General features: G+C 67.2%; 18 protein-coding genes. 12 read left to right on the forward strand and 6 right to left on the reverse strand.

The window, feature by feature from the left end; genetic code table 11:
* Positions 1–7 precede the first annotated feature (7 nt).
* Positions 8–1507, reverse strand: coding sequence for a CYTH and CHAD domain-containing protein (locus ACZY0X_RS29650; RefSeq protein ID WP_463775503.1), 1500 nt, complete (start codon positions 1505–1507; stop codon positions 8–10).
* 180 nt (positions 1508–1687) lie between these two features.
* Between ACZY0X_RS29650 and ACZY0X_RS29655 the strand changes: the two genes are divergently transcribed.
* Entirely contained in the window at positions 1688–2467 is a 780-nt protein-coding gene (locus tag ACZY0X_RS29655) for an enoyl-CoA hydratase/isomerase family protein (RefSeq protein WP_463775505.1), read from the forward strand.
* Between the two features lie 46 nt (positions 2468–2513).
* Here the strand turns inward: ACZY0X_RS29655 and panB are convergent, their stop codons facing one another.
* Complete coding sequence (gene panB / locus ACZY0X_RS29660) at positions 2514–3356, reverse strand: 3-methyl-2-oxobutanoate hydroxymethyltransferase (RefSeq protein WP_463775507.1); 843 nt, start codon at positions 3354–3356, stop codon at positions 2514–2516.
* A 158-nt stretch (positions 3357–3514) separates the two neighbouring features.
* Here panB and ACZY0X_RS29665 point away from each other — a divergent pair, with 158 nt between their 5' ends.
* The 7 genes from ACZY0X_RS29665 to ACZY0X_RS29695 all read left to right on the forward strand — a co-directional run bounded on the left by ACZY0X_RS29665 (position 3515) and on the right by ACZY0X_RS29695 (position 14044).
* On the forward strand, positions 3515–4906 hold the full coding sequence (locus ACZY0X_RS29665) for a WS/DGAT/MGAT family O-acyltransferase (RefSeq protein WP_463775509.1): 1392 nt from the start codon (positions 3515–3517) through the stop codon (positions 4904–4906).
* 45 nt (positions 4907–4951) lie between these two features.
* Positions 4952–6466, forward strand: coding sequence for an alpha/beta hydrolase (locus ACZY0X_RS29670; RefSeq protein ID WP_463775510.1), 1515 nt, complete (start codon positions 4952–4954; stop codon positions 6464–6466).
* Between the two features lie 82 nt (positions 6467–6548).
* A complete protein-coding gene (locus ACZY0X_RS29675) occupies positions 6549–8078 on the forward strand; it encodes an alpha/beta hydrolase (RefSeq protein ID WP_463775512.1) in 1530 nt (509 codons plus the stop codon).
* Between the two features lie 75 nt (positions 8079–8153).
* Positions 8154–9491, forward strand: a complete 1338-nt coding sequence (locus ACZY0X_RS29680) for a glutamine synthetase family protein (RefSeq protein WP_463775514.1) — start codon at positions 8154–8156, stop codon at positions 9489–9491.
* Positions 9492–9550: 59 nt separating this feature from the next.
* Positions 9551–12514: a bifunctional [glutamine synthetase] adenylyltransferase/[glutamine synthetase]-adenylyl-L-tyrosine phosphorylase gene (locus ACZY0X_RS29685; protein WP_463775515.1), complete on the forward strand. Its 2964-nt coding sequence runs from the start codon at positions 9551–9553 to the stop codon at positions 12512–12514.
* Positions 12507–13187: a PaaI family thioesterase gene (locus tag ACZY0X_RS29690; protein ID WP_463775517.1), complete on the forward strand. Its 681-nt coding sequence runs from the start codon at positions 12507–12509 to the stop codon at positions 13185–13187. Before ACZY0X_RS29685 ends, ACZY0X_RS29690 begins: the two co-directional genes overlap by 8 nt.
* A complete protein-coding gene (locus tag ACZY0X_RS29695; RefSeq protein WP_463775519.1) occupies positions 13184–14044 on the forward strand; it encodes a TIGR03619 family F420-dependent LLM class oxidoreductase in 861 nt (286 codons plus the stop codon). Before ACZY0X_RS29690 ends, ACZY0X_RS29695 begins: the two co-directional genes overlap by 4 nt.
* Before the next feature lie 98 nt (positions 14045–14142).
* On the opposite strand, the gene ACZY0X_RS29700 is transcribed toward ACZY0X_RS29695, so the two are convergent.
* The 3 genes from ACZY0X_RS29700 to ACZY0X_RS29710 all read right to left on the reverse strand — a co-directional run bounded on the left by ACZY0X_RS29700 (position 14143) and on the right by ACZY0X_RS29710 (position 18563).
* Positions 14143–14568 carry a DoxX family protein gene (locus ACZY0X_RS29700; RefSeq protein WP_463775521.1) on the reverse strand — a complete coding sequence of 142 codons (426 nt, stop codon included), beginning with the start codon at positions 14566–14568 and terminating at the stop codon, positions 14143–14145.
* A gap of 28 nt (positions 14569–14596) precedes the next feature.
* The gene (locus tag ACZY0X_RS29705; protein ID WP_463775522.1) at positions 14597–17971 is read right to left on the reverse strand and encodes a hypothetical protein; all 3375 of its coding nucleotides are present in this window, start codon (positions 17969–17971) and stop codon (positions 14597–14599) included.
* Between the two features lie 76 nt (positions 17972–18047).
* Entirely contained in the window at positions 18048–18563 is a 516-nt protein-coding gene (locus tag ACZY0X_RS29710) for a PaaI family thioesterase (RefSeq protein ID WP_463775523.1), read from the reverse strand.
* Between the two features lie 258 nt (positions 18564–18821).
* Here ACZY0X_RS29710 and ACZY0X_RS29715 point away from each other — a divergent pair, with 258 nt between their 5' ends.
* A complete protein-coding gene (locus tag ACZY0X_RS29715; protein WP_463775525.1) occupies positions 18822–19496 on the forward strand; it encodes a PadR family transcriptional regulator in 675 nt (224 codons plus the stop codon).
* 10 nt (positions 19497–19506) lie between these two features.
* Here ACZY0X_RS29715 and ACZY0X_RS29720 read toward each other — a convergent pair whose 3' ends face one another.
* Positions 19507–21210 carry a 3-ketosteroid-delta-1-dehydrogenase gene (locus ACZY0X_RS29720; RefSeq protein WP_463775526.1) on the reverse strand — a complete coding sequence of 568 codons (1704 nt, stop codon included), beginning with the start codon at positions 21208–21210 and terminating at the stop codon, positions 19507–19509.
* Positions 21211–21361: 151 nt separating this feature from the next.
* Here ACZY0X_RS29720 and ACZY0X_RS29725 point away from each other — a divergent pair, with 151 nt between their 5' ends.
* From ACZY0X_RS29725 to ACZY0X_RS29735, 3 genes are read left to right on the forward strand one after another with little or no spacing between them, the layout of a single operon-like run.
* A complete protein-coding gene (locus tag ACZY0X_RS29725) occupies positions 21362–22501 on the forward strand; it encodes a Rieske 2Fe-2S domain-containing protein (protein WP_463775527.1) in 1140 nt (379 codons plus the stop codon).
* A complete protein-coding gene (locus ACZY0X_RS29730) occupies positions 22498–22788 on the forward strand; it encodes a ferredoxin (RefSeq protein WP_463775529.1) in 291 nt (96 codons plus the stop codon). The genes ACZY0X_RS29725 and ACZY0X_RS29730 overlap by 4 nt, the downstream gene beginning before the upstream one ends.
* Positions 22785–23249, forward strand: coding sequence for a nuclear transport factor 2 family protein (locus tag ACZY0X_RS29735; RefSeq protein ID WP_463775531.1), 465 nt, complete (start codon positions 22785–22787; stop codon positions 23247–23249). Before ACZY0X_RS29730 ends, ACZY0X_RS29735 begins: the two co-directional genes overlap by 4 nt.
* Positions 23250–23260 lie beyond the last annotated feature (11 nt).

Raw genomic sequence — 23260 nt, forward strand, 5'->3', positions numbered from 1 at the left:
GAACGGGTCAGCCCGCCGCGCGAACCGCCTTCTTGAGCTTGCGCAGCGCGCCCTCGAGAAGATCCTCGGACCGCCGGGCCAGTTCGTCCTCCAGTTGAAACAGCAGCCCGTAGGTGAAGGTGTCCTCACCGTCGGCGTGCGCGGCGCTGGCCTCGGTCGACAGATGTGCGCGGCTGACCACGCTGTCCTGATGATCACCCAGCAGCGTCTGAATGAGCTTCGCCCCGTCCGCGACGTTCCGCGCACCGGTGGCTGCGGCGGTGTAGCGAAGCCGCTTGGCGCCCTTGCGGATCCGGTGCAGGGCCTCGTCCTTTCCCTGGATGCTCACCGCGGGGTCCGCCTTGGCGATGAGTGCCGCCTTCGCGGCCTTGCGCACCTTGCGGTACGCCGAGGCAACGGTGGTCTGCCGCGGCGGCTCACCGGAGGTCGACGCCACCGGCTCGGCGGTCTTGAGGTCATCGAGCGCGTCGAGCAGCCGGAAGTACCGCTCCGAGCGCATCGCGGCCAACGACCGCTTCAGCCCGGCCTGGTATCGCCGATTCGCACCATCGACCAGCCGTTCGCGGACGGGGCCGCGGACCAGGTGCGCGGGTAAATCGGCGAGTGCACGCTCGAAGCGCTCCGCGAGCACCTCGGCGTCGCGCGCCACACCGAGGACTCCGGCCAGCAGCTTGAGCTCTTCGAGCACCCACGCGTCGTCGGTGAGGCCGAACGACTCCTCGGAGCCCTTGACCAGGCTGCGGATCTTGCGGGTGACAACCCGCATCTGATGCACGGAGTCCCACGTGTCAGCGCGTACGGCGCGGTCCCACACCAGAAGCTCTTCGATCTGCTCGGCAACGGCGCGGTGCACCGGATCGTCGTGACGGGGCGCCTGGTCCGGTGCGGAGGTGGCCAGCACGCGCGCCAGCTTCGACCCGTGCCCGGCTGATTGCGCGCCCGCGTCGAGAAGCCGGTTGGCGAGGCGATCCAATAGATCGGCGGGTACCTCGGCGCCCTCGACGAGTTCGAGTTCCCATTCCCGCCAGGTCTGTTCGGCGCCGCCGACCGCCGACGCGGTGACCTGGTCATCGCAGAACTCGGCCAGCGGGGCACCCGAGTGGCCGTGCAACTCATCGACGATGCGCACGGTGGAGATGCGCGCCACGGGTGCGAGCGCGCGGTCCCGGACGATTGCCAAGACCACATCGCGCAGCTCGTCGGGCACCGCCTCCTCGGCGTCGCCCAATGGCAGCCGTACCTCGGTTCTCGAGTCCGGTCCGGCGGGCAGCTTGAGATGCCACCCTGCATCAGGACCGCCTGTGCGGCGGCGCAGCGTCACGCGGTGCGCGGCAAGGTGATGGTCGGCCGTGTCGTAGTAGACAGCGTCGAGGTGCTGTGGGTCCGAACGCTCGACCCGGGCAACGGCGGACAGCCCCTCGAACGAGGGGGAGACGGTGTCCTCGGTGACGGCGAACTTCCGTTCGGTCTCGATGTGACGGGACGCCTTGCGTTTGTCGGCTGCCATCTTCGCTTTCGATCTCCAGTGAGCACTGTCGTTGCTGAAACCTGTGAACAGGTTCCCACATTCAGGTGAACGAATGATGTTCGAGCCAAATCGCTGCGCTGAACGTCCGGCGGCGCGCCATTACAGATCGGCGCATGGCCGTAAGGCCGGTGACAAAGCCGGTGCGATAACGTTTGCTGCATGCCTGAATTCGACACGCTGACACTCGACCAGACCGGACCCGTCGCCCGCATCGTCCTGAACCGGCCCGACGCCGCTAATGGCATGGACGACAGGCTGACCCGTGAACTGGCCGTCGCCGCGGCGCTGTGTGACAACGCCGCCACCAAGGTGGTCACCATCACCGGCGCGGGACGCTTCTTCTGCGCGGGCGGCGATCTGAAGGCCATGGCCGCCGCACCCAACGCCGGCGAGTTCGTCAAGGGCATCGCATCCGATCTGCACCGCGCGCTGTCGACTTTTGCCCGGATGGACCCCGTGGTGATCACCGCCGTCAACGGCACCGCCGCGGGCGCAGGCTTCAGCCTCGCCGTGGCCGGTGACCTGGCACTGGCCGCCGAGTCGGCCAAGTTCACCATGGCCTACACGAAGGCGGGCCTGAGCCCTGACGGCGGCGCCTCCTACAACCTGCCCCGGCTCATCGGCATCCGCCGCACACAGCAGTTGATGATCACCAACCGGACGCTGTCCGCGGCCGAGGCGCTGGACTGGGGTCTGCTCACCGAGGTCGTGCCCGACGGCGAACTCGCCGCTCGTGTCGACACGCTGGCCCAGGAACTGGCCAACACGTCGCGGACATCCAACGGCGCCGTCAAGCGGCTGCTTCTGGGCACCTACCGCACCGGCCTCGAGGAGCAACTGGAACTCGAGGCGCGTGCCATCGCGGAGTGTGCACAGTCAGCCGACGGCCAGGAGGGCATCGCGGCCTTCCTCGGCAAGCGCGCCCCCGCCTTCGGCTGAGCCGAACAGTAGATGTAGCGGCTGAGCCGAACAGTCGATGTAGCGGTTAGTAGGAGTGCTCCTCGGCGGGGAACGCGCCGGAGGCAACCTCGTCGGCGTACTGGATTGCCGCCTGGCGCAATTCGGCGCCGACGTCTCCGAAGCGCTTGACGAACTTCGCGGTCTTGCCCGACGTCATGCCTGCCATGTCCTGCCAGACCAACACCTGGGCATCGCAGTTGGGGCCCGCGCCGATGCCGACCGTGGGAATGGTGAGCTTGCCGGTGATCTGGGTGGCCAGCTCTGCGGGCACCATCTCGAGTACGACGGCGATCGCGCCGGCCTCGGCCACGGCGATCGCATCGTGGATGGTCTGGTCGCCCGCGTCGCCGCGGCCCTGGATGCGGTAGCCGCCCAGCCCGTTGACGCTCTGCGGGGTGAAACCGATGTGCGCCACCACCGGAATGCCTGCCTGGGTCAGCGTGGCGATCTGTTCGGCCACGCGCTCGCCGCCCTCGAGCTTGACCGCGGCCGCACCCGTCTCCTTCATGAAGCGGGTGGCGGTCGCCAATGCCTGCGCCGGACTGGCCTCGTAGCTGCCGAACGGCAGGTCCGCCACGACCAGCGCATGCGGTGCACCACGCACCACGCCGCGTACCAGCGGGATCAACTCATCGATGGTCACCGGAACCGTGGTGTCGTAGCCGTACACGACGTTGGCGGCCGAATCGCCGACCAGGAGCACCGGGATCTCGGCCGCGTCGAACACGCGGGCGGTGGAGTAGTCGTAGGCCGTGAGCATGGCCCACTTGTGGCCCTCGGACTTCCACTTCAGGAGGTGGTGCGTGCGGACTTTCGTGCGCGGAGCTTGCTCGGGCGTGGAGGCACCGTAAACAGACTGTTCAGACATCGTCGTCCCTTGTGTGGTCGGTTCGATCCTCGAGGCCCAATCCGGGTCCCCGGGTTCGTTTGACGGCAACCAGTCTGCCATCCATCGACACGAAGATGAACCGTGAGTGAAGTGCATTTCCTCACACGGAGCCATCCGGACCGGCCTACGATCGCCGCATGCAACGGCTCAGCGGTCTAGATGCCAGCTTTCTCTACCTCGAGACCGCTGATCAGCCACTTCACGTGTGCTCGATCCTGGAGATCGATCCCTCGACGATCCCGGGCGGCTACACGTTCGACGGGTTGCGTCACGCGCTGAGGCTGCGAATCAAGGCGATGCCCGAGTTCCGCGAGAAGCTCTCCGACAGCCGACTTAACCTCGATCACCCGGTGTGGGTGGAGGACAAGGACTTTGACGTCGACAGGCACCTGCACCGGATCGGTCTGCCATCGCCCGGCGGTCGCGCCGAACTCGGCGAGATCTGCGGTCACATCGCCTCGCTGACGCTGGACCGCAGCAGGCCGCTGTGGGAGATGTGGGTCATCGAGAACGTCGCGGGCACCGAGGAGAACACCGCCGGTCGGCTGGCGGTGCTGACCAAGGTGCACCACGCCTGTGTCGACGGCGTCACCGGAGCCAACCTGATGTCACAGCTGTGCACCACGGAGGCCGATGCGCCGGCGCCGGAGCCGGTCGAGGGCGTCGGGGGTGGATCGGACCTGGAGATCGCGGTCAGCGGGGCGATCAAGTTCGTCACCCGGCCCTGGAAGCTGGTCAATGTGGTGCCCTCGACGCTGTCGACCGTGGTGGACACCGTCAAGCGCGCCCGCAACGGACTTCACATGGCGGCACCGTTCAATGCGCCCAAGACGACGTTCAACACCAATGTCACCGGGCGCCGCAACGTCGCATTCGCCCAGTTGAGCCTCGAGGACGTCAAGACCGTCAAGAACCACTTCGGGGTCAAGGTCAACGACGTCGTGATGGCTCTGGTGTCCGGGGTGCTGCGGCGGTTCCTGCTCGACCGCGACGAACTCCCCGACAGCTCGCTGGTGGCGATGGTCCCGGTGTCGGTGCACGAGAAGTCGGACCGGCCCGGCCGCAACCAGGTGTCGGGCATGTTCGCCAGCCTGCAGACGAACATCGAGGATCCCGCAGAGCGACTCAAGGCCATCGCTGAGGCGAATTCACTTGCTAAGCAGCATAGTTCGGCGATCGGCGCAACGCTGCTTCAGGACTGGTCGCAGTTCGCCGCGCCCGCGGTGTTCGGTGTCGCGATGCGGGTGTATGCCTCGAGTCGGCTCACCAGCGCCAGACCGGTGCACAATCTCGTCATCTCCAACGTGCCGGGACCCCAGGTGCCGCTGTACTTCTTGGGCGCGCGAGTCAAGGCCATGTTTCCCCTCGGGCCGATATTCCACGGCTCGGGGCTCAACATCACGGTGATGTCGCTGGGCGGTGGACTCGACGTCGGACTGATCTCCTGCCCGGAGTTGCTGCCCGATCTGTGGGACATGGCTGACGACTTCCACCTCGCACTCGAGGAGTTGCTGGCCGCCACGCGCTAGCGCCCTCATCAGGGCCGATGATCACTCATGGCAGCATGGTCAGCCATGAACCTCAGACGCGGGCTGCTCGCGGCCGCCACGGTGACAATGGTGGTGGCCGGATGTAGCAACGTGGTCGCCGGCCGCGCGGTGATTGACGTCCCGCCGCCGGGAACGCCCGTGGCCTGGTCGGCGGACGAATGCGAGTCCTCGCCCAGCGACGTCCAGATCCCCGAGGGCGCCGAGTGCGGCAAGCTGTCGGTCCCCGTGGACTACACCAAGCCCGACGGCGAGGTCGCCCAGATCGCGATGATCCGGTTCCCCGCCACCGGTGACAAGATCGGCTCGCTGATCATCAACCCCGGTGGCCCCGGTGAGTCGGGTGTCTCCGCGGCGGCGTCGCTGGTGGGCAGCATGCCGGACGCGGTGCGTGAGCGCTTCGACCTGGTCGGCTTCGATCCGCGTGGCGTTGGACGCTCGACGCCCGCGGTGTGGTGCAACTCAGATGAGGACAACGATCGGCTGCGGGCCGACCCGCAGGTGGACTACAGCCCGGAGGGTGTCGCCCACATCGAGTCCGAGACCAAGGACTTCGTGCAGCGCTGCGTGGACAAGATGGGGGAGGAGTTCCTCGCCAACATCGGAACCGCGAACGTGGCAAGGGATCTCGACGCGATGCGCGAGGCCCTGGGTGACGACAAGCTGACCTACCTCGGCTACTCGTACGGCACCAGAATCGGGGCGGCCTACGCCGAGGCGTTCCCGGACAAGGTGCGCGCCATGATCCTCGACGGTGCCGTCGACCCCAACGCCGATCCGCTCGAGGCGGACATCCGTCAGGCCGCCGCGTTTCAGACCGCGTTCAACGACTACGCCGCGGACTGCGCGAAGAGCCCGAGCTGTCCGCTGGGCACCGACCCCGCCAAGGCCGTCGAGGTCTACAAGTCGATGGTCGACCCGCTGGTGGACGATCCCGCCAAGACCGACGACCCCCGCGGCCTCAGTTACGGCGACGCGGTGATCGGCACCATCCTGCCGCTGTACTCGCCCAACCTGTGGCGCCACCTCACCCAGGCGCTCTCGGAGATGCGGGCGGGCAGGGGCGACACGATGCTGGCGCTGGCCGATCTCTACATGGGACGTGACCCGCAGGGGCACTACAACAACTCCACGGATGTGCGGGTGGCCGTCAACTGCGTCGATGAGCCACCGATCACCGACCGGGACAAGATCATCGATCAGGACAAGCGTGCTCGCGCCGCCGCGCCGTTCATGAGCTACGGCGAGTTCACCGGCAACGCCCCGATGGGCACATGCGCGTTCTGGCCGGTGCCACCGACGTCGGAGCCGCACGAACTCAAGATCGAGGGTTTGCCGCCCACCCTGGTGGTGTCGACGACGAACGACCCCGCCACGCCGTATCAGGCCGGTGTCGACTTGGCCAAGCAACTCGGCGGAACGTTGCTGACATATGAGGGCACGCAGCACACTGTCGTGTTCCAGGGCAACAAGTGCGTCGACGACATCTCCGCGAAGTACCTCGTGGACGTCGTCGTGCCGCCAGCCGGTGGGCGTTGCTGACGCGACCGTTAGATCACCGTCGGGTTGCTGCCTAGTCACCGCTCGACATCGGATGCGGCTGTGAAGCCGGTTGCGTGCGAACATGTCTGCCATGTGGCGGGTGGGCAAATTGATCTCGGCACCGCTCGCCACTGTGGTGCTAGCCGGTGTCCTCTGCCCGACTGCGGGAGCGTCGCCCGAGGGCGCAGCCGTGCAGTCCTATGGCCAACCGCCCGTCTGGGGTAGCTGCGCGGCCCTGTTCGGAGACGTCTCCGCGATTCCGACCGCGGAGTGCGGCACCGTTGCGGTGCCGGTCGATTACGCGAATCCCGCTGGGCCGCAAGCACAACTGGCGGTCATCCGGGTGCCCGCCACCGGGGACCGTATCGGTGTGCTGATGGTCAATCCCGGTGGGCCTGGCGCCTCGGCGGTCGACACGGTCGCCGCCATGGCCGGCGGGCTGGCCGACACCGACATCACCCGCCGCTTCGACCTCGTCGGCTTCGACCCGCGCGGCGTCGGTCACTCGACCCCGCAGATCCGCTGCCGCTCGGATGCGGAGTTCGACGCGTTCCGGCGTGAGCCGATGGTCAACTACAGCCAAGCGGGAGTTGCGGCGATCGAGGGCGTGTACGCCCAACTAGCCCAGGGCTGCGTGGACAAGACCGGCGTCGACTTCCTGGCCAACGTGGGGACCGCGTCGACCGCGCAGGACATGGACGTCGTGCGCGCGGCGCTCGGGGAGAACCAGATCAACTATCTGGGGTTCTCCTACGGGACAGAACTCGGCGCGAAGTACGCCGAGCAGTACCCGGACCGTGTCCGGGCCATGGTCCTCGACGGCGCCGTCGACCCCGGTTCGGATCCCGTGGCCGAGAACATTCGACAGCTCGCCGGATTCCAGATGGCCTTCGACGACTACGCGGCCGACTGCGCCCGTTCGACCGACTGCCCACTGGGCCAGGACCCCGCCCTGTTCGTCGCGCGCTACCACCAGCTGATCAACCCACTGGCTTACGGGCCGGCCCGAACCTCGGACCCGCGCGGGCTCAGCTACCAGGACGCGATCACCGGCACCGCCAACGCGCTCTACACGCAGAGGTACTGGAAGTACCTCACCAGCGGACTGCTCGGCCTGCAGCGCGGCACCGATCCCGGCGACCTGCTGCTGCTCGCCGACGACTACCAGGGCCGTGATCAGGCGGGCCACTACTCCAACCAGCAGGATGCGTTCACCGCGATTCGATGTGTGGATGCGCCCTACCCGTCCGATCCGGCCGTGTGGGTCGACGCCGATCGGCAGGCGCGGGCCGTGGCGCCGTTCATGGCCTATGGCGAGTTCACCGGGTTCGCCCCCCGGGACGTGTGTGCGGCGTGGCCGGTGCCCCCGACGTCGGTGCCACACGATGGCATCTCGCCTGGCCCGGGAAAGGTCGTCGTGGTGTCGACCACGCGCGATCCGGCGACGCCGTATCAGGCAGGTGTCGAACTGGCTCGTGAACTCGACGCGTCGTTGATCACCTTCGACGGCACCCAGCACACCGTGGTGTTCAACGGGGACGCGTGCGTCGACCCCGCAGTGGTCGGTTTCCTGGTGGACTCCCGGCTGCCGCCGCCTGACCTCCGGTGCTAGGACCGACGGCTGATCGGCGTGCAACAGCAGCCCCCACGTAACACAGATTTAACAGCCGGTGCCTACGCTGCGCACATGGACCGCCAGAAGGAATTCGTGCTGCGCACGCTGGAGGAACGCGATATCCGTTTCGTTCGGTTGTGGTTCACCGACGTGCTCGGTTACCTCAAATCGGTCGCCATCGCGCCCGCCGAATTGGAGGGTGCGTTCGAAGAGGGCATCGGCTTCGACGGCTCCTCCATCGAGGGCTTTGCGCGGGTCTCGGAATCCGACATGGTGGCCCGGCCCGATCCCTCGACGTTCCAGGTGCTGCCGTGGACGACGAGCGGCGGCAAGAACCACTCCGCCCGCATGTTCTGCGACATCACCATGCCGGACAGTTCCCCGTCGTGGGGCGACTCGCGCCACGTGCTGCGCCGCCAGCTGGGCAAGGCCAGCGATCTCGGCTTCTCCTGCTACGTGCACCCCGAGATCGAGTTCTTCCTCCTCAAGCCGGGCGCTGACGAGGCTCCGCCGGTGCCTGCCGACAACGGCGGCTACTTCGACCAGACGATTCACGACTCGGCCCCGAACTTCCGCCGCCACGCGATCGACGCGCTGGAGCAGATGGGCATCTCGGTGGAGTTCAGCCACCACGAGGGTGCGCCCGGGCAGCAGGAGATCGACCTGCGCTACGCCGATGCGTTGTCCATGGCAGACAACGTCATGACGTTCCGCTACGTGGTCAAGGAGGTCGCGCTCAACGAGGGTGTGCGGGCGTCGTTCATGCCCAAGCCCTTTGCCGAGTACCCCGGCTCGGCGATGCACACCCACATGAGCCTGTTCGAGGGCGAGACCAACGCCTTCCACACTCCCGATGATCCGCTGCAGCTGTCCGATGTCGGCAAGTCGTTCATCGCGGGCATCCTCGAGCACGCCTCCGAGATCAGCGCCGTCACCAACCAGTGGGTGAACTCCTACAAGCGGCTGGTGCACGGCGGCGAGGCGCCGACCGCCGCGTCTTGGGGTGCGGCCAACCGGTCAGCGCTTGTCCGGGTGCCGATGTACACGCCGCGCAAGGCGTCCTCGCGACGCGTCGAGGTACGCAGCCCCGACTCGGCGTGCAACCCGTACCTGGCGTTCGCGGTCCTGCTGGCCGCGGGCCTGCGGGGTGTGGAGAAGAACTACGTCCTCGGCCCGCAGGCCGAGGACAACGTGTGGACGCTGACACCCGAGGAGCGCCGCGCGATGGGTTACAAGGAGCTGCCGGGCAGCCTCGGTGCCGCCCTGATCGAGATGGAGAACTCCGAGCTGGTCGCGGAAGCGTTGGGGGAGCACGTCTTCGACTTCTTCCTGCGCAACAAGCGCGCCGAGTGGGAGAACTACCGCAGCCACGTCACGCCGTTCGAGCTGAAGGCCTACCTCTCGCTGTAGGTTTCGGCGGGCAGGAGCGGAGCGACCGGGGGTGTAGGTAGGTGCGCTAACGTCAGAACGTGGCCAAACCCGCAACCCACCGTCCGACGCTGCCAGGTGTTGGCAGGCTGGGTCTGGTCGCGCCGACAGCGCGTGACGATCTGGACCGGCTGGGCTGGCACACCGATGACCACATCGAACTGCTGTGGTCGCTCTCGCGCGCACCCGACGCCGACGCCGCCCTGCACACGATGGTTCGCCTCGCCGAGTCGCTTGAATCCGGTTGGGACGAGCTGAACCACGCGCTGATCACGGATCGGGCGCTGCGCGGTCGACTGTTCAGTGTGCTCGGCTCGTCGTACGCGCTGGGTGATCACCTCGTCGCCGAGCCCAACTCCTGGCATCTGCTGGCGGGCAATGTGACACTGCCGTCCGCAGCCGATCTGCGCCGCGACTTCGACGCCGCCGCCGAGAACTCCACCGACGCGACCGCGGGGCAGGCGCTGCGGCTGATGTACCGCGACAGGCTGCTGGTCCTGGCCGCACTCGACCTCGCTCCCACGGTGGAGAACGAACCCGTCATTCCATTCCCCACGGTCGGTGAACACCTCGCGAATCTCGCCGACGCGGCTCTGGGTGCCGCGCTCATCATCGCGACGCGCATGGTGTGCGGTGATGACACGCCCCCGCCCCGGCTGGCGGTCATCGCGATGGGGAAGTCCGGCGCGCGCGAACTGAACTACGTCAGCGACGTCGACGTCATATTCGTCGCGGAGAACGCCGACACCATCGCGATCCGCGTGGCCGGCGAGATGATGCGGTTCGCGAACGACGCGTTCTTCGAAGTGGACGCCGCCCTGCGCCCGGAGGGAAAGCACGGCCAGCTGGTGCGCACGTTGGAGTCCCACGTGGCGTACTACGAGCGGTGGGCCAAGACGTGGGAGTTCCAGGCCCTGCTCAAGGCGCGGCCCGCGGTGGGCGACGCCGAACTCGGTGAGCAGTACATGGCCGCGCTGCGGCCGATGGTGTGGACCGCCTGCGAGCGGGAGGATTTCGTCCCCGAGGTGCAGGCGATGCGCCGTCGCGTCGAACAGCTGGTCCCGGCCGACGTCCGCGCCCGCGAGATCAAACTCGGTACCGGAGGGCTGCGCGATGTCGAGTTCGCGGTACAGCTACTGCAACTCGTCCACGGCCGTACCGACGAGTCGCTGCACGTGGCCTCCACGGTGGACGCCCTGGCAGCACTCGCGGAAGGTGGATACATCGGCCGCGACGACGCAGCCAACCTGACGGCGTCCTACGAGTTCCTGAGGTTGCTCGAGCATCGCCTCCAGCTGCAGCGGCTCAAGCGCACACACATGCTGCCGGAGCCGGGCGACGACGAGGCGCTGCGCTGGCTGGCCCGCGCCGCGCACGTCCGACCCGACGGCCAGCGCGATGCGCTGGGCGTGCTGCGCGACGAACTCAAGCGCCAGAGCATGCGCGTCTCGCGCTTGCACGCCAAGCTGTTCTATCAACCGCTGCTCGAGTCGGTGGGCGGCACCGCCGTCGAACTCGGGAGCGCGATGACGCCGGAGGCGGCCGAACGTCAGCTCGCCGCGCTCGGATACGAGGGCCCGCAGAGCGCGCTCACCCACCTCGCCGCACTCACCGGCAACAGCGGCAGGCGGGGTCGCGTGCAGCGGGTTCTGCTGCCGACGCTGCTGGACTGGCTGTCCGACACGCCCGACCCCGATGCCGGGTTGCTGGCGTACCGGCGCATCAGCGAGGAACTCGCCGATCAACGTTGGTATCTCGCGACGCTGCGCGATGAGAGCGCGGTGGCCAAGCGGCTGATGCGGGTGTGCGGCACGTCGGCCTACATCCCCGAACTCCTCATGCGTGCGCCCGAGGTGATCCAGCAGTACGCCGACGGACCCAACGGAGCCAAGCTGCTCGAGGTCGAACCCGACGGCGTGGGGCGATCACTGGTGGCCTCAGCTGGGCGACACCGGGATCCGGTCCGCGCCATCGCGGCAGCGCGCACCCTGCGGCGACGGGAACTGGCCCGCATCGCCTCGGCCGACCTGTTGGGCATGCTCGAGGTCACCGAGGTGTGCAAGGCCCTGACCGAGGTGTGGGTGGCTGTCCTTCAGGCAGCGCTCGACTCGGTGGTCCGCGCCAACACACCCGCAACCGGACCACCAGCCAAGATCGCGGTCATCGGCATGGGCCGCCTCGGCGGCGGTGAACTCGGCTATGGCTCGGACGCCGACGTCATGTTCGTCTGCGAACCCGTGGGCGACACCGAGGAGTCGGTGGCCGTGAAGTGGTCGGTGAGCGTCGCCGAACAGATCAGGGCCAGGCTCGGCACGCCGAGTGCGGACCCTCCGCTCGAGGTGGACGCCAACCTGCGGCCCGAGGGGCGCAGTGGTCCGCTGGTCCGCACCCTGGCCTCCTATCAGGCGTACTACGAGCAGTGGGCGGCGCCGTGGGAGATCCAGGCCCTGCTGCGGGCCCACCGGGTGGCAGGCGACGAGGACCTCGGACATCGGTTCCTGCTGCTCGTCGATGCCACTCGCTACCCGCCGAACGGCGTGTCAGCTGAGGCCGTGCAGGAGATCCGGCGAGTTAAGGCGCGCGTGGACGCCGAGCGGCTACCTCGTGGCGCCGACCCGAACACCCACACCAAGCTCGGCCGTGGTGGGCTCGCCGATATCGAGTGGACGGTCCAGCTGCTGCAGTTGCGACACGCGCACCGACTGCCGTCACTGCACAGCACGTCGACGCTGGACGCGCTCAACGCCATCGGCGCGGCCGAGTTGATCGCCGAGGGCGACGTGGATCTGCTGCGCCAGGCGTGGCTCACCGCGACGAAGGCCCGCAACGCGCTGGTGCTGGTCAAGGGCAAGGCCACCGACCAGCTGCCCGGCCCGGGCCGTCAGCTCAACGCCGTCGCGGTGGCCGCGGGGTGGGACAACGGTGATGGCGGCGAGTTCCTCGACAACTACCTGCGCGTCACGCGCAGGGCAAAGACAGTGGTACGGAGAATCTTCGGTGAATGAACCCAGTGGCGGCTATGCGTTCGACGTGATCACTGGCGAGGAGTACGAGCGGTTGCGCTCCATCTACGAGCCGTTGGCCGTGTCCATGCGCAAGCTCATCGAGGCGGGTATCCGCACCGGCGCCGACGAGGAGGCCGTCAACGCGGCCCGCGCGGAGATCGACTCGGCGACCGCGACATTGGAGCGGGAGCAGTGGGATGGCACCGCGGCGCGGCGGCATGAGGGAACGGGGCGTCCGCTCGTGTGGGCGAATCCGGCAGTGGGACTGCGCAACGCGATCGCCCCGCCTATGGAGGTCGTGCACGATCCCGACGGCGGGTGCTGGGCGGAGTTCACACTTGGCCCGTCATACGAGGGTCCTCCGGGGCTGGTGCACGGTGGCATCTGTGCTCTGGTGCTCGACCACATCCTGGGGGAGGCCGCCAGCGACGGTCTCACCAAACCGCTGTACACCGGCACCATCACACTTCGCTATCTGCGGGGCACACCGTTGGGTCCGGTGCGTGCCGAGGCGTTCATCGAACGCACCGAGGGCATCAAGACCTACGCCCGCGGCTATCTGAGCGATGCCCAGGGCCGCACCGTGGAGGCCGACGGTGTGTTCATCAGACCCGCGTGGGCGCGGGATGTCAGCAACCAGGAGCGGAGCGAGCAGGGGATGGAAACTGCATGAAGTTCTACGTCAGCACGGCATTCCTCGACATCAAGGAGGTCGTCGAAATCGCCAAGGCCGCAGACGATCTCGGATACGACGGGATGGGCATCGCCGATCACGTGGTCAACCTGGAGACGCTGCAGACGCCCTACCCGTACACGGACGACGGGTCGCGGCGGTGGCAGGCCTTCACGCACTGGCCCGATCCGTGGGTGATGATCGGTGCGCTCGCGCTGGCGACCACTCGCCTGAGGTTCGTCACAACCGTGTACCTGCCCGCGATGCGCGATCCGTACACCGCGGCGAAGGCCATCGGTACCGCCGCGTGTCTGGCCGACGGACGGCTTGAACTCGGAATCGGCGTCGGCTGGTGCGAGGAGGAGTTCACGTTGATGGGGCAGCGGTTCGACCGCCGCGGCAAGCGCACCGACGAGATGCTGGAATTGATGCGCGCGCTCTGGCAACCGGGCTGGACCGAGTTCTCCGGCGAGTTCTACACCACTCCGCGACTCGAGATGGAGCCCACACCGCCGCACATTCCGATCTATGTCGGAGGACTTTCGGATATCGCATTGCGGCGCGCCGCGCGTAACGACGGCTGGATCGGCGACCTAATCACCACCGACCGGGCGATCGCGTCGGTCGAGAGACTGCGGGAGCTACGGGCCGAAAAGGGGCTGACGATGGACGATTTCACCGTCCTGACGCCGCTGGCCGACGCATTCCTGCCCGAGCACTATGCACGGGCCGAGGCAGCAGGCATCCACGGGATCATCACCATGCCGTGGATGTTCTACGCCGGGCCCGATGCGACCACCGCCGACAAGATCGACGGTATGAAGCGCTTCCGCAAGGACCTGGCGCTCGACACCTAGGTCTGAGGGGGCGGGCCCGCGAACGTGACGCCACTGCGAAGAACTAGCCTCCCTTTCGCAGTGCGTTCACGTTCGGCGTTGTGGTGGAGTCACCAGGTTTAGCGCTTGCGCATGGCGTCCACCGCCCACGCGCCGCCGCCGGTGAAGACGAGTAGCAGGAAACCGAAGCAGTACAGAACCGCCAGCTCGCCGCCGTTCTCGATCGGCCAAAGGGCATTGGGCTGATGCTGCGTGAAGTAGGCGAACGCCATCTCGCCGGACCCCACGAATGCGGCCAGGCGCGTGACGAGCCCGACGAGCAGCAGTAGGCCGACCACCAGTTCGATGACGCCGGCCCACCAGTACGGCCAGGTGCCGAATGGCACCGACGGTCCGGTCAGTGTGCCGTCGGCAGCAGCGGTGCCGACCGGCCAGGCGAACAGCTTCTGCGTGGCGTGCACGGTGAGCAGCAGGCCGAACACAATGCGGAACAGACTCAGGATCTGCGGTGTGGCGGCGGTGAGTGTGCTTTCCAGTTTCCTCATGGGAAAACCCTAACGCCGGAAGTAGCCGTCAGACCTCGACATTCCGTCCCGTCGAGACGATCGTCACCGAGTCTCCGACCGGAACCACCACCAGCGAGCCGTCGGCGCTGACCGCGGCCGGCGCGACGGTGCCGTCGCCGACACGCGCCGAGGCGATGATCGTGTTGGTCGACGGATCGAACACCGACAGGATGCCCTCCTCGCGACGCGACAGGTAGATCCGGCTGCCGTCTGCGTTGGCGGTGACATAGGGGCCCGGCGACTCGACGCGGATCGGGACGTTGGCGCGCACGGTGTCGGTGTCGGTGTCGATGACGGCCATCGAGGTTCCGTGCAGTGCGGCGTAGACGCGTCCGGGCGCCGCGGTGAGGTTGTGCGACCCGGACGTCGTCCTGATCGTGGCGACCACCTCATCGGTGGCGGTGTCGATCGCCGTGACCGTGAAGTCACTGGTGGCGAAGTAGATTCGGCCGTCAGCGCCCGACACCATGCCCTCGGCATAGCCGCCGGTGGGGACGGCGCGGATGCGGGAGCCGAAGCTCTCGCTGCCCGGATCGACGTTGTGGACCGACATCTCGCCAGCCCGCAACGCGTAGGCCTTCAGACCGTCGGGGGCGAGCACGGCGTGATCGGCGCCCTCGAGTGCGGCGATGACTTCGTACGTGGTGGTGTCGATGACCATGACGTACTCACCGCCGGGTACCACCAGTCGGCTGCCGTTGGCGCTCAGGGATGTGGAGCCGCGGGGGTCGTCGGCCAGTGCCACGATCGCGAGCAGGTCGCCGCTGGTCGTGTCGAGCACCTCAACGCGAGATCTGCCGGCGGGGTCGATGATCGGGACGTAGGCCGTGGTGCCGTCTGGGCTGACCGCGACGCTGCGAACCTCACCGCCGACGGCCAACGTTGCGATGACGGTCGCCTCATCGGACGGCGCAACGACGTAGGTGCCGCGCACCGACGCCGAGCCGCCGTGCCCGTCGCTCACCGTGATCGACACGGCGTCGTGGACGCCAGGTGGCAGGTGGCCCGAGAGCGCGGTGTCGGGTACGAAGCGGAATTCTCCACCACCCAGGTTGGTCAGCGTGCCAGGAGCCAGCGGCGCCGCCGTGTAGAGGAGTTCGTCGCCGTCGGCGTCAGCCCCCGCGGCGGTGTAGGTGACACCGCCGGACCCGGGGTCGTCTGCCTGATCCACGTCCACAGTCGGAGCGAGGTTGGCGGTGCGCGCTGAAATGACTGCCAGCGTGCCGGTTTCGTACTGGGGGACGTACACGTGCCTCCCGTCGGGGCTCAATGCGATCTGATATTGGTCATTCGGCTTGCCGTGTATGTCGATTGTGTCGGCGCTCTTGGTGACCGTGTCGAGTACCGACACCGTCCCGTCGCCGTTCAGTAGGAACAGTTGCTGACCGTCGGGGGACACCGCGGCGTTGGTCGGATTTGGTCCGACCGTGACAGTTGTGTGCGTGAGCGTGGCGGTGTCGATGACGGCCAGGGTGTCGCCGTCGAGGCTCGCCGTGTAGAGAATCGACCCGTCCGGGCTGAACACCAGGAACAGGGCTCCGCCGAGGTCGGGGAACGACCGCACGAGCGTGTTGGTCTGCGTGTCGTAGACGTCGAGGTCCGGGACCGTCGAGGCGAACAGGTGACGGCCATCGGGACTGACGGCGAGGTGCGTGACGTCCCGCTCGGCGGGGATGTCGACGATCGAGAAGGTCGTGGTGTCGACCGCCCGGATGGACCTGGCGAGGGTGTCTCGAACAAAGAGTGTGCTCCCGCCGGGGGTGATCGCGGGCAGGTCGGCGTCTGGCCCTAGGTGGGTGCGGCCGATGACGGTGGCGGTGTCGATCACGACGAGTTCGAACCCGTCCTCGGGCGAGTTGACCAGCACGCATGCGCGGCCGCTGTTCGCATCGAGCACGAAGTCAGACGCGTATCCGTCAACGGGAACCGTGCCGATCACGGCATTGGTGGCGGTGTCGACCACGGTCATGGTGCCGTTACTGGCGTTCGCGGCGTACAGGCGCGAGCCGTCCGCGGTCAGCAGGGCGCGCCCGAGGGGAGCCGCGGTGTCGAGATAGGTGACGCTGCCTGTCCAGCTGTCGAGCACGCCGATCGCCGAGTCCATGGCGTGCGGTATGTAGACGTAGCGACCGTCGGGTCCCGCGATGACGTAATTCGGTCCGTTGCCGACTGGAATGCGTTGAACCTCTGCGGTTTCGGCAGAGATTGGGGAAAGCAGCGAGACCTGGACCGGGATCTCTGTGGTGGACCCGTTCTCCTCGCCGATCGACATCGTGAAGGTGTCCGTCGTCGTCGAGGCGGTCGCATCGGTGGCTGCGGCGGCGTGCAACGCCCGTTCGGTGGGGGCGTAGTTCCATGCCCCGTCCACGAACGTCACGTCGCCGTGCACCGGTCCGCTCACCGCGCACACGAGCGGTTCGCAGTTCCCGTTGGTCACTGGCTGTTCCGGTGTGGGCGTCGACAGTGTGTTCTCGGGTCGGGCCGACTCGCGTCGCCACGCCGCCCAGGCGAGTTGGAGCACGGGCGCGGCCCCGCCACCCGGCACCATCGGCCCGCCCGGGGCGAAGCCGAACAGGCTGAGCGCACCGACGATGAGCGCGACCCGCGTGCGTTCCGGGAGGGCCGGTGCCGGGGCGGGCACGTCGACGTCGGTGACTTTCGACGGCAACGTCCTGGCCCACTCGTTCCGGGTGGCCTCCGCGCTCGTGCTGGCGGTGCCCTCACGGATCGGTTCGGAAGCGGGCACCGCCGTCATGGAGATCTGGGTGATATCGGGATTGGTGCCGTCGATGACTGCCAGTGGCGGCAGCACGCGACCGTCGTCGATCCATTCGTACCCGTGGCCGCCCTGGTCTCCGCGGTCGACCTGGGGTCTGGGTCGTGTGGGTGCAGCCGGCGCGACGGGAGCGACGGGAGCGGGGACATCAGCTGCGGGTGCCTCATGGGTCACCGCCGCCGGTGGCGACTCGGCGGTGGTGGCGGCCGGCGGCTCTGCGCCGGTTACCTCCGATGAGGTCTGCGCGCCGCCGGAACTCGAGATGATGACGCCTGGCGCCACCTCCACGGTGTTGGCGGTAATGGACTGGTCCGCCGTACCCCCGTTGGGAGACGTGTCGACGGTGGGCGCAGACGATTGCGGCTCGTCGGCGGGCGGGGTCGGCGGAGTGACTGGCTCGGGCGCGACGCTGCTGGGGTTGTCGACGCCGTCATCGAGGGTGTCGGCCGTGGTGTCGGGTTCATTCGAGAGGGAGCCCAGGTCGAGGGGATTTGCCCAGGCAATACCTGTGCTTGCGGGGACGGCGAGGCCTATTCCGAGCGCGACCGCGAGGGCACCGATCCGACCGACGTAACTTGCTCGGCCCCCAATCTCGGCACACCGCACAGCTGTACCCCCACCCCTAGGCGCCGTCTCTTCGGGACGTTACGGAATCAGGGGGGCCGAGGAATCGGGGGATACCCTAGATCTGGTCCCCGATTGGTCGGGAAACGTGCTGTTTGGGGTGGATGAACACGCCGCTGCACTCCACGGTGACGCCGTCGTCGTCCTCGATGCAACCCGTCGCGAAGGTCTTGGCTCCCTCGAAGCGATCGACGTGCGCGCGAGCGCGCAGGGTTCGCCCGAGTCGTGTGCCCCGGAGATAGCGGATGGTCAGCGTTCCGGTGACAGCGGGCCGTCCCGGCAGATGAGCGGTGGCGCCGAGCACGTGGTCGAGGATCAGCGCGCACACACCGCCGTGCACGTGGCCCGCTGGGCCCTCGTAGGCCGCGCCCAGCGTGAACTCGGTCCACACGGACCCGTAGGAATCGTGGTGCACCGTCAGCGGGGGAGCCACGGGATTGCGGAGGCCTATGACGACATTGCCCCATGCGACGCCCTGGCCGTCTGATCCCTGCCTGATCCCGAACGAGCCGGGCATCATCGATGCGCTCAGTTCGTCGGCAGCCGCGTCGATTTTGGCCGTCGCCGCCGCCACCACATCCGCGTGAACCTCCGAGCGGATACTGACGTCGATCAGCCTGCGGAGCGACTCTGCGAGTGGTCGGTAGACCGTCGCGAGTGCATCCAGATCCAGTGGGGAATTGCGAATGCCGGCCTCGTCGATGCTCGTGCCTCTCCGTGCGTAGGGGACTTTCGATCCAGCGTGATCGTGTGGGCGGGGTGGCCGCAACGTGGGCTCCCATCCAGCGGTGAGTCGACGTGGGAGGCTGACCCGCATTGTTAGGCTGGCAAAGTGGAGAGCAGTGAACAGTCGGGCAAGCCGAGTCTCGCGGCGACGAGCTGGGCGCTGCTGGGCATGTTGTCCTACGAACAGGAACTGTCGGGCTACGACATCCGAAAGTGGAGTGACTGGAGCCTGCGCTTCTACTATGGCAGCCCGGCGCACAGTCAGATCTACTCCGAGCTGAGGAAGCTGGAGAAGCTCGGAATGGTGACGTCGCGGGTGGAGAACACCAGCGGTGCCCGGAGTCGACGCCTGTACAAGATCACCGAATCGGGGCTGGAGGCCGTGACTCGGTGGGCCAATGAGGCGCCGGTCGACCCGCCGGTGCTCAAACACAGCCCGCTGCTGCGTGTCACGTTGGGGCATCTGACCAACCCGACGAAGCTCAAGGAGATCCTCGCCGAGCACGTCGCCTACGCGGACGGTATGCAGCGCGAGGCCGCAAAGGATGCCAGGTGGGCCGGCGCCGATCCCGCCTGGGCCTACGCACGCGTAGCGCTCCAGTGGGCCGAGAGGTACTACGCCAACGAACGCGAACTCGCCCTGACGATGATCAAGGACCTCGATGAGGCGGAGGCCGCGTTCCCGCAGATCGCTGAAGGTACTACGGGCAAGGTCCCTTGGCCTGCAACGGAATACTGGTATGAGATCGAGAAGAGGGCGGACGCGGCCGAGCCCGATTAGCGGCGGAGCGTCATCGTTGCGCCGCGTCCATGGCGGCGATGTACCCGTACACCAGACCCTGCGCGATCGTGGCGCCCGCGCCGGGATAGGTCGCACCGAATGCGTTGGCGGCGGTGTTGCCGATCGCGTACAGGCCATCGATGGACGTACCGTCCTCGCGTAGCACCCGAGCCCGGTCGTCGGCGCGAAGTCCACCGCAGGTGCCGAGGTCACTCAGGACCATCTTCACCGCGTAGAACGGTCCCTTCACCAAGGGGCGCAGGTTGGGATTCGGCGTGATCGTGGGATCGCCGTAGTAGCGGTCGTAGGCACTCTCACCGCGATGAAAGTCGGCGTCGATGCCTGCGTGCGCACCATCGTTGAACCGGCGCATGGTCTGCGTGAACTGGTCCTCGGGAACCCCCATCTGGGTGCCGAGAGACGCGAGCGAATCTGCGCGGCAGGCGATTCCGGCGTCATACCAGGACTGGGGGATCGCCATCCGCGGGAACAGCTCCGCGGCGAAGACGTACCCGTTGCGGTACTGCTGGTCGAACACGATCCACATCGACTCGACCGGGTTCCCCGAGCGTTCGAGGTCCAGCATGCGTTGTCCGAACGACATGTAGTCGGTGGCCTCGTTGACGAACCGCTCGCCGCGCTCGTTGACGATGAGCGAGCCGGGCAACGACCGTTCGGCCAGCATGACAGCCGGCGCGCGGTCGGGCAGTGGCGCCACGGCGGGAAACCACCACGCCTGATCCATCAGGTCGGTACCCGCCCCGAGTTCCCCGGCGATACGGATCGCGTCGCCGGTGTTCGTCTCGGCGCCGAGACTGAGGTTCGCGCCGAGTGCCTCGGATTGGAATTTCCAGCGCATGTCCATGCTGTGGTCGAAACCGCCCGCGGCCAGGATGACACCGCGCTGGGCCGTGACTGCGATGCGTCGGCCATCGTGATCGACCACCGCACCGGTGACGCGACCCTGGTCATCCTCGGTCAGGCCCACCAGCGATGTATCGGTCCAGATCGGGATTCCCGCTCGCAGCACCCCGGCGAAGAGGCCGGCGGACAACGCCTGACCGCCCGCGGCGTAACGCCGACCCAGCAACAGTCCACCAACCCCCTGCGCGAGCCGCTTGGCAATGGTGGCAATGCCCTTACGTGGGACCCGGGCCATCAGATTCAACCACCGGTAATCAGCGCCGGTCGTGGGCATGGGGACGGTGACCTCCATGACCCCGGGCCGCAGTCGTGTCCGGTACTCGCCGAGCAGAGATGTGTTCAGCGGGCGACACTCGCACGTCCGACCTGCAGCGCTGCCACCCGACGCCTCGGGATGGTAGTCGGAGTAGTCCTTGGCCCAGAACAGCTTCATGGGAGTCGTGCGCCGAAGCATCTGCACGGTGGCGGGCAGCTGATCGACGAAGGTCGAGGCGCGCTCGGCGGGTGCGGTCCCGGCGACCACTGACTGCAGGTAGGTCCGGGCCCGCTCCGGGGTGTCTCCGGCGCCGGCGTCGGATAACACTGGACTACCCGGAAGCCACAGCGCGCCACCGGATCTAGCGGTGGAACCACCCACCGTTGACGACTTCTCGACGATCAGCACGGACAGCCCGAGTTCGCTCGCAGCGAGTGCGGCGGCCATGCCGGTACCAGAGCCGACGACGAGTAGGTCGACGGTGGTGTCGGCTACCGGTGCGCCGGCGGGGATGGTCATGCTGTGGTCGGTCACGGCCGCGACGGTAGCCGTGCCGCTCCGACGAGCGGATCCGTTGTCCTATTGAGCGGAACGATGCGTCCAACTGGACGTGTCAACGGGATTGAATCGGCCACGACGCCGACCCCGAAACGAAACAGCCCCTCATGATCAAGGACGGTCCGATATGACACTGCAGGCGAACACTGATGAAGTCCGACTCATCGAGGCTGGCGCCGCACCGACCCGGTTCGCTCGGGGCTGGCACTGCCTGGGCTTGGTACGCGACTTCGGTGACGGCACGCCACACGCGGTCAACGCGTTCGGCCAGAAACTGGTCGTCTTCCGCGGGTCGGACGGCAGGATCAACGTCCTCGACGGCTACTGCAGGCACATGGGTGGTGATCTGTCACAGGGACAGGTCAAGGGCAACGAGGTCGCCTGCCCCTTCCACGATTGGCGCTGGGGTGGGGACGGCAGATGCAAAAGCGTGCCCTATGCGCGTCGCGTCCCTCGATTGGCCCGCACCGCCACCTGGACGACCCTGGAGCAGGATGGAATGTTGTTCGTGTGGAACGACCCCGAGGGCAATCCGCCGCCGGAGGGCGTGACGATTCCACGCATCGAGGGCGCGACGAGTGACGAGTGGACCGACTGGCACTGGTACACGACCACGGTCGACACCAACTGCCGCGAGATCATCGACAACGTCGTCGACATGGCGCATTTCTTCTACGTCCACGGCTCCCTGCCCACCCAGTTCAAGAACATCTTCTCCGGCCACGTCGCCACCCAGTACATGAGCAGCGGATCGCGGCCCGATCTGGGAGGTACCGAGGGCGCTGTCATGCTCGGCACGACCTCGCTGGCGTCCTATCACGGGCCGTCCTTCATGATCGACGACCTCACCTATCACTACCCCGAGACCGATCACCACACGGTTTTGATCAACTGCCACTACCCGATTGACGCGCACTCGTTCGTGCTGCAGTACGGCATCATCGTCAAGAAGTCCGCCGACCTGCCCGAGGACGTCGCGATACAGACGGCGGTCGCGCTCGGCGATTTCGTCAAGATGGGCTTCGAACAGGACGTCGCGATCTGGCGGACGAAGGCCCGAATCGACAATCCGCTGCTGGTCGAGGAGGACGGCCCCGTCTATCAGTTGCGGCGTTGGTACGAGCAGTTCTACGTCGACGCCGCTGATGTGACCCCCGATATGGTGGACCGCTTCGAGTTCGAGATCGACACCACGCGCCCCACCGAGCACTGGAACAGAGAGATCGAGGCCAATATGGCCGCGAGGGTTTCCGGAACCGCGCCATGACCGTGCGTGCCGACAACCGCCTCGATGACGCGCCGATGGCACCGGTGCGGTGTCGGCGTTGCGCCGCATCAGTACTCGCGCGCAAGAGCAGCTGGCATCAGACCAGCGTGCAATGGTCAGCTGCGGCGTATGAGGGCTGTGCCGAGAGACGTGAGGCCGACAAGCTCGCGGCGCACGGGACGCGCGCGCTGTTCCTGGTGTGCTCCGCGTTGCGCACGTCGATCGCCGACGCTGTGTTGCGCGGTGAGTTGCCGGTAGTCGAAGACACAGTCGGTGTGACACCGTGACGGGATCCTCATCGACGTCGGTCGCCGACGAGTTGGAAGCCATCAGGCAGCTCAAGGCGCGCTACTTCCGCCTCATGGATACCAAGGCATGGGACTCCTGGCGCGATGTGTTCACCGACGACGTCGTCGGTGTCTTCGACAACGCGGTGTCACCCAATGGCGCCGACGGTCAGCCCGGGCCGACGTGGGAGGGCGTTGACGAACTCGTCTCCTCGATCCGCGCGGCGATCGAGGATTGCACAACAGTGCACCACGGTCATACCCCAGAGATCGCCCTGACCTCGCCCAACACTGCGACGGGTATCTGGGCGATGGCCGACATCGTGGTGTTCCCAAACGCTTACACGCTGCACGGCGCCGGTCACTACCACGAGACGTACACCAAGTCCGATGGCATGTGGCGGATCGCGTCAGTACACCTCACCCGAACCAGGATGGACTTCGTCCCACCGGCCGCTTAGGTTCTGGGTCG

It is taken from the genome of Mycobacterium sp. IDUB_39, assembly GCF_055419205.1.